This window comes from Haloarcula salina (assembly GCF_010119195.1).
GTDB classification, from domain to species: Archaea; Halobacteriota; Halobacteria; order Halobacteriales; family Haloarculaceae; genus Haloarcula; species Haloarcula salina.
Genome location: NZ_WRXL01000007.1, coordinates 65,876 through 78,498, shown reverse-complemented (window position 1 = coordinate 78,498; position 12,623 = coordinate 65,876). Strand labels below are relative to the sequence as shown.

At 68.1% G+C, this 12,623-nt stretch carries 11 protein-coding genes; 5 read left to right on the top strand and 6 right to left on the bottom strand.

The window, feature by feature from the left end:
* The first annotated feature begins 11 nt into the window (after window positions 1-11).
* The 3 genes from GM656_RS16775 (at window position 12) to GM656_RS16765 (ending at window position 3,548) form a co-directional block, all read left to right on the top strand.
* The gene (locus GM656_RS16775) at window positions 12-653 is read left to right on the top strand and encodes a hypothetical protein (RefSeq protein ID WP_162414848.1); all 642 of its coding nucleotides are present in this window, start codon (window positions 12-14) and stop codon (window positions 651-653) included.
* A gap of 163 nt (window positions 654-816) precedes the next feature.
* Window positions 817-1,245, top strand: coding sequence for a universal stress protein (locus GM656_RS16770; protein WP_162414847.1), 429 nt, complete (start codon window positions 817-819; stop codon window positions 1,243-1,245).
* Between the two features lie 125 nt (window positions 1,246-1,370).
* On the top strand, window positions 1,371-3,548 hold the full coding sequence (locus tag GM656_RS16765) for a heavy metal translocating P-type ATPase (RefSeq protein WP_162414846.1): 2,178 nt from the start codon (window positions 1,371-1,373) through the stop codon (window positions 3,546-3,548).
* A gap of 410 nt (window positions 3,549-3,958) precedes the next feature.
* On the opposite strand, the gene GM656_RS16760 is transcribed toward GM656_RS16765, so the two are convergent.
* Window positions 3,959-5,317 carry an NAD(P)/FAD-dependent oxidoreductase gene (locus GM656_RS16760; RefSeq protein WP_162414845.1) on the bottom strand — a complete coding sequence of 453 codons (1,359 nt, stop codon included), beginning with the start codon at window positions 5,315-5,317 and terminating at the stop codon, window positions 3,959-3,961.
* 90 nt (window positions 5,318-5,407) lie between these two features.
* Window positions 5,408-5,929: a response regulator gene (locus GM656_RS16755; RefSeq protein ID WP_162414844.1), complete on the bottom strand. Its 522-nt coding sequence runs from the start codon at window positions 5,927-5,929 to the stop codon at window positions 5,408-5,410.
* 182 nt (window positions 5,930-6,111) lie between these two features.
* Between GM656_RS16755 and GM656_RS16750 the strand changes: the two genes are divergently transcribed.
* Window positions 6,112-7,092 carry a D-2-hydroxyacid dehydrogenase gene (locus tag GM656_RS16750; RefSeq protein ID WP_162414843.1) on the top strand — a complete coding sequence of 327 codons (981 nt, stop codon included), beginning with the start codon at window positions 6,112-6,114 and terminating at the stop codon, window positions 7,090-7,092.
* Window positions 7,093-7,095: 3 nt separating this feature from the next.
* Here the strand turns inward: GM656_RS16750 and asd are convergent, their stop codons facing one another.
* The 4 genes from asd to GM656_RS16730 form a co-directional block, all read right to left on the bottom strand.
* Window positions 7,096-8,133, bottom strand: a complete 1,038-nt coding sequence (gene asd, locus GM656_RS16745) for an aspartate-semialdehyde dehydrogenase (protein WP_162414842.1) — start codon at window positions 8,131-8,133, stop codon at window positions 7,096-7,098.
* A gap of 68 nt (window positions 8,134-8,201) precedes the next feature.
* A complete protein-coding gene (locus GM656_RS16740; RefSeq protein WP_162414841.1) occupies window positions 8,202-8,639 on the bottom strand; it encodes a hypothetical protein in 438 nt (145 codons plus the stop codon).
* 44 nt (window positions 8,640-8,683) lie between these two features.
* A complete protein-coding gene (locus tag GM656_RS16735; protein WP_162414840.1) occupies window positions 8,684-10,912 on the bottom strand; it encodes an AAA domain-containing protein in 2,229 nt (742 codons plus the stop codon).
* Window positions 10,913-10,995: 83 nt separating this feature from the next.
* Window positions 10,996-11,358 carry a hypothetical protein gene (locus tag GM656_RS16730; RefSeq protein WP_162414839.1) on the bottom strand — a complete coding sequence of 121 codons (363 nt, stop codon included), beginning with the start codon at window positions 11,356-11,358 and terminating at the stop codon, window positions 10,996-10,998.
* Between the two features lie 216 nt (window positions 11,359-11,574).
* On the opposite strand from GM656_RS16730, the gene GM656_RS16725 reads away from it, so the two are divergent.
* Window positions 11,575-12,615 carry a tyrosine--tRNA ligase gene (locus GM656_RS16725; protein WP_162414838.1) on the top strand — a complete coding sequence of 347 codons (1,041 nt, stop codon included), beginning with the start codon at window positions 11,575-11,577 and terminating at the stop codon, window positions 12,613-12,615.
* The last annotated feature ends 8 nt before the right edge of the window (window positions 12,616-12,623 follow it).

The window sequence follows — 12,623 nt, the reverse complement described above, 5'->3', positions numbered from 1 at the left end:
GATCACAACCAATGACCGAAACGACCAATCAGCGCGACCTGACGAACTGGAACGTCGAATACGAGACCGTCGAACCGATCCGCATCCGCGACCCGGTCGCCGAGGCGCTGACCGTCCTGGGCCCGGGCGAGCCGTTCGGTATCAGCTACGCGGACGTCGTGAAGGCGGCCGGCCACTCCTGTCCGACGGCGGCGGGCGCGTTTCGGCTCACCCAGCTCGCGCTCGCCGAACTCTACCCGGACGAGTGCCCCGTTCGAGGCGACATCGAGGTGACCGCCGGCGGGCCGAAGTCCGACGCGACCTACGGCGTGATGTCACGGGTCGTCTCGTACGTCACGGGTGCTGCCGAAGAGGACGGCTTCGGCGGACTCGCCGGCGGCTACGGCGACCGAAGACACCACCTCCACTTCGACCGTGCGGACGAAGCCGACCCCACGTTCACGTTCGAGCGTACGGACACGGACGACGCGGTTCGAGTCACCTACCACGTCGGGAACGTCCCCGGTGCCGGGCCCGCTTCACAGTATCTGGACGCACTGATCGAGGGGACCGCGACGGACGAGGAGCGGACGGCCTTCGCGGCGGCATGGCACGGGCGGGTTCGAGCGGTCTTGACCGACGACGACCTGTTCACGATTACGGAGGCGGAGTGACCGGGAACCGAGGGAAGTGACTGCCGGGCGGTCGTCGTCCAACCGTCGAATCGAGGTTCGTGTCTCCACCGACCCGAGTCGTCTGAAGGCCTTTCCGACGCGAATCACTGCGCGCTATCCGCGGAGGAGTACGTTCATTTCACTCCCCCACGAACCGCTTCGCATGCCTGCCACTGTCCTCGTCGCCTTCGACGGGTCCCCGCTTTCGGAGCGCGCGCTCACGTACGCCATCGAGACCTTCCCGGACGCGTCCATCACGTCGATATACGTCATCAACCCTTTCGACTCGGTCATCGACATCGAGGCCGGCGGCTTACCGGTCGCCGAGGACTGGGAGGAGAACGCGAGAGAGCGAGCGGACACCATCCACGCGATGGCCACGGACCTCGCGGCAGAACGGGACCGCGAACTGGACGCCGTGACCGAAGTCGGCAAACCGGCACGAGCGATCCTCGAATACGCTGGTGACCACGATGTCGATCAGATCGTCATGGGCAGTCACGGCCGCTCTGGAATCGACCGGACGCTCCTCGGGAGCGTCGCCGAGACGGTCGCCCGCCGAGCGCGAATCCCGGTGACGATTGTCAGCTGACTTGTTCGGACCGGACGGACGGGCGGGTGTTCCAGCGGGTCGATCGCCCGTCCGGAGGAGCGCCGACGAGGACGCGGTGACGGACCGACGATACAAAAACGACACACACCGTATGGAGAGATAGCGTGACCGTTACTGAATCACCCCCGCTGTCGACGTGTACCGTCCAGATCGAACGACGAGGCGGGCGCGGCGACGCGGGAGCGCGCGCACTCGAACGACACCTCAGTGATACGCCCGGCGTCCACGACGTCGACGTCTCGTTCCGGACGGGGAGCGCTCGGATCACCTACGACGAGAGTGTCACCTCAGAGGAACGGCTTCGAGACGCGGTCCGCGACCGTGACGTCTCGATCCGGGACGAGCGCGACACTGATTCCGACGAGGTGACCTCCCGCTCGGAACTCAGGCGGGAGGCAGTGTTCGTCGGACTGACGCTGGTCGGCATGGTGACCGGCTTGGCGACGGGATGGCTCGACGGCCCGCCGCTCCTGATGTGGGCCGGCTACGGCGTCGCGTACGTCTTCGGCGGGTGGTACGGCCTCAAGGGGGCCGTCGAGACGCTCCGCCACCGCGCGGTCGACATCGACCTGTTGATGATCGTCGCCGCGCTCGGCGCGCTCTCGATCGGGGCCCCGTTCGAGGGTGCGATGCTCCTCTTCCTGTTCTCGCTGTCGAACACGCTCCAACACTACGCGATCGGCCGCTCGCGCCGAGCGATCAAGTCGCTCGTCGAGATGCGGCCGGACGAAGCGCAGGTTCTGCGTGACGGTGAGGAGGTCACGGTTCCCATCGACGATGTCGCCGTCGGTGACGTGTTCGTCGTCCGTCCGGGCGACAAGATTCCGCTCGATGGCGTCGTCGCGTCCGGTGAGGGAACGGTCGATCAGGCCTCGCTCACCGGGGAGTCCGTCCCCGTGCCAAAGGACCTCGGCGACGAGGTGTTCGGGGGGACGATCAACGAGAGCGGGAGCCTCGAAATCGAAGTCACGCGGCAGGCCCACGAGTCGGCGATCAGCCGCCTCATCACCATGGTCGAAGAAGCCCAGAGCGAGAAGGCCCCGACACAGCGGCTCATCGACCGTCTCGAACAACCGTACGTCCTCGGCGTGTTCGGACTGACGGTCGCGGCCATCGCGATCCCGCTCGCACTCGGGAGCGAGTTCACGGGGACGTTCTACCGGGCGATGACGCTCATGGTCGCCGCGTCGCCGTGTGCGGTCATCATCTCCACGCCCGCGGCGGTCCTCTCGGCGATCGCCTCCGGCGGGCGGCAAGGCGTGCTGTTCAAGGGCGGCGAACACGTCGAGACCGCGGCGCGCATCGACGCTGTCGCCTTCGACAAGACCGGGACGCTCACGCAGGGCGACACACAGCTGACCGACGTGGTCGTCAGTGACGAGACGGCAGACACGCAGACAGAAGACGGCCTGCTCTCCATCGCGGCGGCGGTGCAGGCCCGCTCCGAGCACCACCTCGCTCGGGCGACCGTGCGGGCGGCAGAGAGCCGGTCGCTCGACGTTCCCGACACGGAGCGGTTTCAGTCGGTCGCCGGGAAAGGGGTCCACGCGGACGTCGAGGGCAGCACGCTCCACATCGGGAATCGGAGTTACTTCCAGAGCGTTCTCGGAGACGTGGCGATCGACGGTCTCGAACCCGGTCTCGATCGCCTCAAAACGATCGAGGCGGAGGGGAAAACGAGCGTCCTCGTCGCCCGAGAGCGCGGCGGCGACGTCACCGTGCTGGGGTGGCTCGCGTTCACCGACACCGTTCGCCCCGAAGCGACCGAGATGATCGACGACCTCCGCTCGCTCGGCGTGGAACACATCGTCATGCTGACCGGCGACAACGAGCGCGTCGCACAGCGCATCGCCGACGAGGTCGGCATCGACGAAGTCCAGGCGGAACTGCTGCCGGAGGAGAAAGTGGCGACCATCGAGGACCTCGTCGAACGACACGAGAACGTCGCGATGGTCGGTGACGGCGTCAACGACGCGCCAGCCCTCGCCACAGCGACCCTCGGCATCGCGATGGGCGGCGCGGGGACCGACGTTGCCCTCGATACTGCCGACGTGGTCCTGATGGGCGACGACCTCAGCAAGATTCCCTACGTTCTCGGCCTCGGACGGAGGACCCGCCGGACGCTCACCGTCAATCTCGCCATCGCGTTCGGTGCGATTGCACTCATGGTCGGCACGATCCTCCTCCGGGGCATCCCGCTGCCGCTCGCAGTGATCGGTCACGAGGGCTCGACGGTCATCGTCTCGCTGAACGGCCTTCGGTTGCTCGGCTTTCGCGGCTGACCGATCGGCCGATCCGGTCCCGTCCGACGATCACGGACGCCAAGTACGTCACGGCGACGGCTATCGAATCGCTGAATGTGCGCCCGGAACACTAACGTCCGGCATCATCCTCGGCGGCGTGCCACGTCAGCCGGCAAACCCTCGTGCCGGGCGGGTGATTCCGTCGTAATCACCGAACGGCCAGGCGGTCGAGACCGTCTGGCGGGTCGTCGGAAGACGACCAGATGCGCGAGCGGCGTCAGCCGCGAGCGCGGGCGATTGCGGTGCAACCGCCGACTGCAAGTGCGGTGTTACCCGCGGAATGTCGCGTGCCCGGGTTCTCCGGATCGTCATCGTCCCGGTGACGGGCCTCGGCCGGGGATTGAAGGCACGCAGTCGAACTTCGCCGCTCGGACACCTAAGGCTGACGTTCAGACCGCGTAGTCGTCCTCGCGTAGCTGGACGTACTTGCCGTTTCTGTAGCCGAATTTCCCCCACTTGTAGCGGGCGACCAGTTCGAGGCCGTGGAGGCCGCCCTGCAGCGCGGCGTCGGCCTTGATTCCGCGGGCGTCCATGAGGTCGTTGGCGGTCGTGAAGGCCCGGTCCCAGTCGGTCGGTCCCCAGTCGCGAACCATGTCGGCGAACGTGACGTTGCGGAGGATCTCGTCGCCGATGGCGCGGTGCCAGGCGTCGTTGTAGCGTTCGAGGCGATCCGTCGCGGCGAGTCGCCCGGCGAGCGTGCCGGTGCGGACGGCGACGTGGTCGCCGCCCTCGTGGAAGGCGGAGGTCGCGCCCATCGCGCCGCCGGTGACGGCGATGCCCGCTCCGACCGGGGACTCGATGGGGCGGGTCGAGGAGATGGGGTACGTCTCCGTGCCGCGGGCTTTCCCGCGGTCCTCGACGAGCGGGAAGTCGTCGAGGTCGTAGGCCTGGAACTCCCGTTCGAGCAGGCGCTCGACGTACTCGCGGCCCTGGGGAATGCCTTCGTCGGTCTCGCGGAGGAGGTCCCACTCGCTCCGGTCGTAGTCGTCGATGTCCAGGCCGATGGGCATCGTGAGCCCGATGCGGGCGACCGGCGGGTCGTTCGGGAAGATCCACGGGTAGGCGGTGTGGCCGGGCATGACGCCCCACCAGAACTCGATGAACTCGGGGGTGAACAGCTCCTCGGGCATCCGGCGGTGTTCCTGATAGGCGATGTGGTTCACCTCGTTCGAGGGCATGATGTCGCCCATCGACCGCCCCACGGGGAGGAACTGGTCGAGCGTCTCGCCGGTGACGGTCCGCTGGGGGCCGTCGGCGAGGACGACGTAGTCGGCGGCGAGATCTTCGCCGTTGGCCAGGCGGACGGTGTGGCGCGGCGAGCCGTGCAGGTCCGTCTCGACGCCGGTGACGCTGACGCCGACGCGGTAGTCCGCGCCCGCCGCTTCCGCCCGCTCGCGGAGCCAGTCGTCGAACCGGGCGCGATGGAAGGTGACCCCGAAGGTGTCGGCGGCCGCGTCGATGCCCGTCTCGGTGAGCGTCATCTCGGTCGAGGGGCCGTAGAACTTCGCGCCGTCGAGTTCGCTCAGTACCACGTCCTCAGGGAACTCCGAGCGCGGGATGCCCATGATCTCGAACCAGTAGTCCAGCAGTCCGGCGGCGTCCGTCGAGTCCGGCCCCCGCCCCTCGCGGTCGGCCCGGGGGACGCCCTTCTCCAGGAGGACGGCGTCGGCCCCGTGGTCGGCCGCGGCCCGGGCTGCCGACGAGCCGGCCGGGCCGCCGCCGACGATGGCGACGTCTACGTGTTCCATACCCGCTACCGTGTCCCGCGCCCGCTAAAACCTATTGTCTTCGGTCGGTTCGTCCGTCTCACGCGCTCACGCGAACGGAGACGCCAGTCCTCACCGCTCGATCGGCAGGTCGATGGGATCGAGCTGGTGGTCCGCGAGCCGCTCCTCGGCGCGTCGGTAGGCCTCGCTCTCGGCGAGCGCGACGGCCCGTTTCGCCTCGGAGACGGCCGCCTTTCTCGCGGCCAGTCCGAGCAGGTCCCGGCGCTCCGGCGCGTACTCGCGCCACGAGCGGACCGTCGAGATAACTGACAGTAGCGCGTCCCGAGTGGCGGGCTTCGTGAGATACGAGTCGACGGGGATATCGAGAATATCGACGTCTGGTTCGACGCCGCTGACCATCACGACCGCGGGGTCGACCGAGCGCTCGCGGAGTTCGGCCGCGACCGTCTCGCCGTCGGCGTTCGGCATCTCGCGGTCCAGTACCACCACGTCGACCGAGTCGTCGACCAGATCGAGCGCCTCGCGGCCGTCTGCGGCCTCGATCACGTCGTATCCCTCCGGCAACCACAGCCGATACAGCTGTCTGTAGTCGCTGTCGTCGTCCACGAGTGCCACCCGCGTCGATGTCCCCATTCCGAGACGACCCTACGCAGGGCATCGTACAAATATACTTAGATATTCTCGGACTATTACTAGAATATTAGCAATTCTTGCTGTCACCTCTCGCGCGGTCGTAGCCGCGCCGCGAACGGACTCGGAGGTGTCGACACTCGCCCGCCGGCAGCGTTTTGAGGCCACCGAGCGGACCACCGGACATGAGCTCCACAGCCACCGGAGACGCGACGGCCGACATCGTCGTGACGCGGTACAACGTCCACGGGATGCCAATCGACCAGTACGCGAGCGCGCTCAGGGAGCGACTGCCCGACTGGGAGGTGGCCGTCGCCGAGACGCCGGCCGCGGAGCGCGAACTGGTCGCAGGGGCGACGGTCCTGACCGGACAGACCGTGTCGTCCGAACTGCTCGATACGACCGACTCGCTGCGACTGTTTGCAGGGACGTACGCTGGATACGACCACCTCCCGCTCGACACATTCGCCGAACACGAAGTGGCGCTCACCACGGCTTCGGGCGTCCACGGCCCCAACGTCGCCGAGAACGTCGTCGGATCGTGGCTGGCGTTCGCGCGCGGCTTCTTCACCGCCCGTCGCCAGCAGCACGAGAGCGTCTGGCAGTCGTTTCACACGTCGGACTTCGCCGGCAGCCGCGTCGTCGTCGTCGGGCTGGGGGCCATCGGCGAAGCCATCGTCGACCGGCTGGAGGGCTTCGACGTGGAGACGGTGGGCGTTCGCTACTCGCCCGAGAAGGGCGGCCCGACCGACGAGGTGTACGGCTTCGACGAGATTCACGAAGCGGTCGTCGATGCAGAGTACGTCGGCCTCGCCTGTCCGCTGACCGACGCGACACGACACCTCTTCGACGACGAGGTGTTCCGGACGATGCATCCCGACGCGGTGCTGACGAACGTCGCCCGCGGCCCGGTCGTCGACACCGACGCGCTCGTCGACGCGCTCCGGCGAAACCACGTCGGCGGCGCGGCGCTCGACGTGACCGACCCCGAGCCACTCCCCCCCGAGCACCCGCTGTGGGACTTCGAGAACGTGCTGATCACGCCCCACAACGCCGGGCACACGCCGAGCTACTACGAGCGGCTGGCCGACATCGTCGCGGAGAACGTCGAACGGGCCGAACGCACCGGCGAGTGGGACGGCCTGAAAAATCAGATCGAGCTCTGAGCGCTACAGGTAGCCGCGCTGGCTCAGCAGTTCGCCGTTCAGCACGCTCGCGCCGGCCGCGCCGCGCATGGTGTTGTGAGCGAGGCAGTTGAACTGGACGCCGTCGTCCGTCTCGCGGAAGCCGCCGACGGCGACGCCCATGCCGTTCTCGATGTTGCGGTCGAGGCGTGGCTGCGGGCGGTCGGGTTCGTCGAAGACCGTGATGAGATTCTCGGGCGACGACGGCAGGTCGATGCCGGTGACGGTGTCCATCGCGTCCTCGGCGTCGGCGACCGTGATGTCCTCGGCGGTCTCTGCCCAGACGTTCTCCAGGTGGCCGTCGAGCGTGGCGATACGGTTACAGGAGGCCGCGACGCTCGCGTCGTTGAGCGTGACCTCCGCGCCGTCGAACGAGCCCAGTAGCTTGCGGGACTCGCTCTCCATCTTCTGCTCCTCGCCGCCGATGTGCGGGATGGCGTTGTCGATGATCTCCATCGAGGTGACGCCGGAGTAGCCCGCGCCGGAGACGGCCTGCAGCGTCGAGACGTGCACGTCGGTCAGGTCGAACTCGCCGTCGAGGGCGGCCAGCGGCGGGACCATCGTGATGGTCGAGCAGTTCGGGTTCTTCAGGAGCGCGCCGTCCCAGCCGCGCTCGTCGCGCTGGACCTCGATGAGGTCGACGTGATCGGCGTTGACCTCGGGGATGACGAGCGGCACGTCCTCGTCCATCCGGCCGTTCGAGGAGTTCGAGGAGACGACGTAGCCGTCCTCGCAGAACTCCGGTTCGACCTCCGCGCCGACGCTCGACGGGAGCGAGGAGAAGATGAGATCCACGTCGTCCGGGACCGACTCGGGCTCGGTCGCCCGGACTTCCGTCTGGGCCACGTCCTCGGGGATCGGGGAGTCGACGCGCCACTTGGCGGCGTCCTTGTACGTCTCGCCGGCGCTCGATGCGCTGGCGGTCAATGCTGCGATTTCGAACTCGGGGTGGGGGTCGAGCAGTTGGATGAGCCGTTGCCCGACTGCGCCCGTCGCGCCGAGAACGCCTACGCGTACAGTCATCGGTTCACACACGGCAGTGGGTGTTCAAAACAGTTTGGATACGGAGCGGTCCGACTGCCCTCGTGGGATTATCGCGCCGGGTCCGTGTCCTCGAACGCCCACTGTATCACGCGGGCCTCGACGAGGTCGCGCTCCTCGACGTAAGGATCGTCGCGGTTTTCGAGCGCCGCCTCGGCGTCGGCCAGCATCTCTCGTTCGAGGTCCGTGTGGTCCGGTTCGTCGCGGACGTCGTTCAGCAGCGCCTCGAAGTCCTCGCGGAGGTCGAACGACGCGCGGGCGACGTTACAGCGCGACAGCGGACTCATCCCGGTTTCGAGGACGAGGTCGCGCACCGTCCGCCAGTCCGACTCACAGAAGTAGATGGACACTTCGCCGACGATGTCCCGCCAGGCGATGGCCTCGGCGTGCTTCAACAGCGGGACGGCCCGCGGCGGCAGGTCGATCCGGGTTCGGATGTCTGGATTCCCGCAGAGGCAGCAGGCCTTCTCCGTCTTCCCGGTGTACATGTGAGACAGTTGGACCGGACGTATTTGGACCCGTCGCCGGCGGCTCACACGGGGATGAACTCGGGGTCGACGTCGCTCAGCCGGTCCGTGTTGGCGAAGAACTGGTAGAAGTCGTCGTAGAGGTCCGTGCACTTCCCGTCGGCGTCGTAGCGGAGCGTGTGCCAGTCGGCGACGACGGCGCAGTAGCGCTTTGCCCGCGTGAGCGCGACGTTCAGCCGCCGCGGGCCGTCGACCGGCCGCCCGAGGAAGCCCACGGTCCCGTCGGCGTTGCTCCGGACGAGCGAGAGGACGATAGCCGTCCGCTCGCCCCCCTGAAAGGAGTCGATGGTGTCGACGGTCACGCCCTCGGCGGCGTCGGTGTGGGCCGCGAGGGTCTCGCGGATGCGGCGCACCTGTGCGCTGTAGGGCGTGATGACGCCGATCTCCTCGGCGGGCACGTCCGACAGAAGGTCCGAGACGAGGTGGGCCACCAGCCGGGCCTCGGTGGGGTTGGCCTTAGAGTGGCCGACCGTCTCGACGGAGCCGCCGACGTTGTACCCCTCGACGGCCGGCCGGTCCGGGAGGGGGTCGACGGTCCGCCCGTTCCGGAGCGTCCGATCGTAGAACCGCCGGTTCGGGAAGTAGGCGATGTCACGGTGCATCCGGTACTGGGTCTGGAGCTGGAGGCCGACGCCCGCGTAGACGCCGCCGTCGGCGTAGAGGTGCTCGAACAGGGAGTGGCCGTAGCTCGACTCCGGCGGGCCGTCGCTCGCGCTGTAGGGCGGGAGCTGTCGGTGGTCCCCGGCGAGGACGACGCGCTCGGCACGGACCAGCGGGATGCACGACGCCGTGCAGGTGGACTGCGTGGCCTCGTCCAGCACGAGGAGGTCGAAGTCCCGCGCGAGCGTCGCGGCGGAGTTGTTCGTGACCGCGACCACGTCCGCGCGCTCCGGCACGTCGGCGTAGGCTCGCCGGACCGCGTCGTTGGCCGACTGGCTCGCGTTCACGCGGTCGAGCACGAACTCGCCGTCGCCGTGCTGGCCGTAGGCGTGCAGCGACTGCGGGTCCGCCGCCTCCCGCGTCGAGGAGCCAGCGACGAGGTTGTCGACGGCCTGGTTCGAGTCGGCGCAGACGAGCACGTCCTCGCCGGCCTGCGCGGCCCGCCGGACGATCTCGACGAGCGTCCGCGTCTTGCCGGTCCCCGGCGGGCCGTGGACGCAGAACAGGTCGTCGGCCAGCAGCGCGTGCTCGACGGCGAGCCGCTGCTCCTGGTTCAGTTCCGCGTCGAATCGGTCGCTGCGAGCGGCCGCGCCGTTCGAGAACGTGATCGGGCGCTCGCCGGCGAGCACGCCCCGGAGCGGGTGGTCGGCCAGCGCCTCGACCGCCTCGCGCTCGCGGTCGAACGGGACGGGGTTCAACAGCGCCGTCAGCCCGTAGGTGGCGTCGCCGTCGGTCAGCGCGCTCCCGAGGCTCGTCGCGCCGTCGACCCGCGCCCAGTTCACGTCGAGCCAGACGCTCCGCCCGCGGATGCGCTCGACCGTCGCGGGGACCGGGAACGGGCCGTCGTCCCCGTTCGCGCCGTCGTCGCGGTGGACCAGCACCTCGTTCCCCTGGTGGACGCCGAACTCGGACTCGACGACGAAGGCCCAGTCGCCGCGCCACTCGGCGGCCACGTCGGCGGGCGGGTCCACGCGGAAGTGAAAGCGCCCGTCGTCTCGTCCGGCCGTAGAGAGTTCGGGGACCGCGTCGCCGCCGCGCTCGTACACCGCGGCCGGCGTGCGCCCCGCGGCTCGCTCGCGGTTCGCTGATCTGGTCGCATCGCGCTCGCGCTCGACGTGGTCGCGCAGGCCCTCGATCAGTTCGTCGGGGTCCACGGGACTGCGCGGCGGTTCGCTGTCGTCGATCGGCGAGTCGTAGGAGGGCGGGTACCTCTCGGGCACGTAGTCCGAGTGCCAGAAGCGGAGTCGGTCGGCGAGCGCCGTGGTCCCGAAGGCGTCGGCGTCGACGAAGTCCCGCTCGCCGCCGCGCTCGAAGACGAAGATCTGGCCGTGCAGCGAGTGGTCGGTGAAGGCGACGTACTCCCCCGTCAGTCGCGCCGAGTCGAGTTCGTGTAGCGGGATGCACACCCAGTCCTCCTCGGGATGGGCGAGTTCGTCGTGGTGGCTCGCGAACTCCGCGACGGGGCGCACGGGGACGGCGTCGCCGCGGTCCTCGAGGGCGTCCTCCGCGACGGCACACAGCGAGGCGTCGTCGAGGTCGAACGACCCGATGACGTGGTCGAACAGGAGGGACATCTATCGCCGTCTTTGCCCCTATCCCCTAAATGTGTGACCCTCGCACAGTATCGTGTCTTATCGGTAGCCGCTGGAGTGAGTGCTCAGTAGCTGGAGCGTGGACTACGCGGCGGTGTCGGGTCGTCCTTCTGCCCACCGACGACGATCAACAGCGCCGCGATACCAACGACGGAATAAAGCACTAGCTGGTTCTGAATCCCGTGCCCGGAGAGGGTCTGGATGGCGAATGCAATCGCCATCACTCCGAATCCGGTCGCCGTCCACCGAGCCCTATAGACGAGTCCGACGACGGTTCCCCACGCGAGAAACATCGTCATTGTTGCCCCTACGACTGTCGAAACCGGGAGACCAGCTATCGCCGACGGAGCGACTATCTGAAGGAGGACGAGAACGCCGATAGCGGGGTATCCGACGACCGCGATCGGACGGTGCAACGCCGCCGTCATCGGTGACTCATTGAAACCCTGCCATTATGAAGGTGTTGTGAGAAGGATCCCATTGCGATTATCACGCTCTCTAGCGTCCAGTCGCCGGCTCACACCCCCGAGACTATTCGAACCGCGTTTGTCTGCAATCGCCGAGTGACGGCGCGACCGCCCGGCGTTGAGGGGGCGTCGCACCGGACAGGAACGTTTTAATCGGCGGACCGGCGACACATCGGTATGGATACGGCCGAGCGACTCGACCTGGTGACGCGACACACCGAGGAGGTCGTCACCGAGGACGAGCTTCGGGCACTGTTCGAGGACGGCGACCCGTCGGCGTACATCGGCTACGCGCCGACCGGCGAGATGCACATCGGGCACTTCACGACGATGCGAAAGCTCGCGGACTTCCTGCGGGCCGGCGTCGAGGTGACGGTGCTCATCGCGGACCTCCACGCTCACCTCGACGACAACAAGTCGCCGTTCGACCTGCTCGACGTCCGTTCGGCCTACTACGAGACGGCCATCGAGGGGATGATCGAGGCGGCCGGGGCCGACCCCGAGGACGTGGAGTTCGTCCGCGGGACGGACTTCCAGCTCGGCGAGGAGTACACGCTGGAGATGTACCGGATGGCCGCGGAGACCACCATCGCGCGCTCTCAGCGCGCGGCCAGCGAGGTCGTCCGCGAGTCCGACAGCCCGAACCTCGGCGGGCTCATCTACCCGCTGATGCAGACGCTGGACGTGAAGGCGCTCGACGCAGACATCGCCTACGGCGGCGTCGACCAGCGCGGCATCTACATGCTCTCGCGCGAGGTCCTCCCGGACCACGGCGGCGAGTCGCCGGTCTGCCTGTTCGCCCCGCTCCTCTCGGGGCTCTCGGGCGGGAAGATGAGCGCCTCTGACGAGGCCTCGAAGGTCAACCTCACGGACGATCCCGAGACGGTCGAAGAGAAGATCGGTCAGGCGTTCTGTCCGGCCGGCGAGGTCGAAGGCAACGGCGTCCTCGAGTACCTCGAACACCTCGTGTTCCCGGTGCTCGACGTGCGCGACGAGTCGTTCGTCGTCGAGCGCCCCGAGGAGTACGGCGGCGACCTGACTTACGAGACCTACGAGGAAGTCGAGGCGGACTTCGTCAGCGGGGAACTCCACCCCGCCGACCTCAAGCCCTCGGCCGGGGCCGCCATCTCGGAGGTCATCGACCCCGTCCGCGAGCACCTCGCCGACGAGGGCGACCTGCTCGCAGAGGCGTACCCCGAGAAGTACGGCGCGGAGTGACCGCGGAG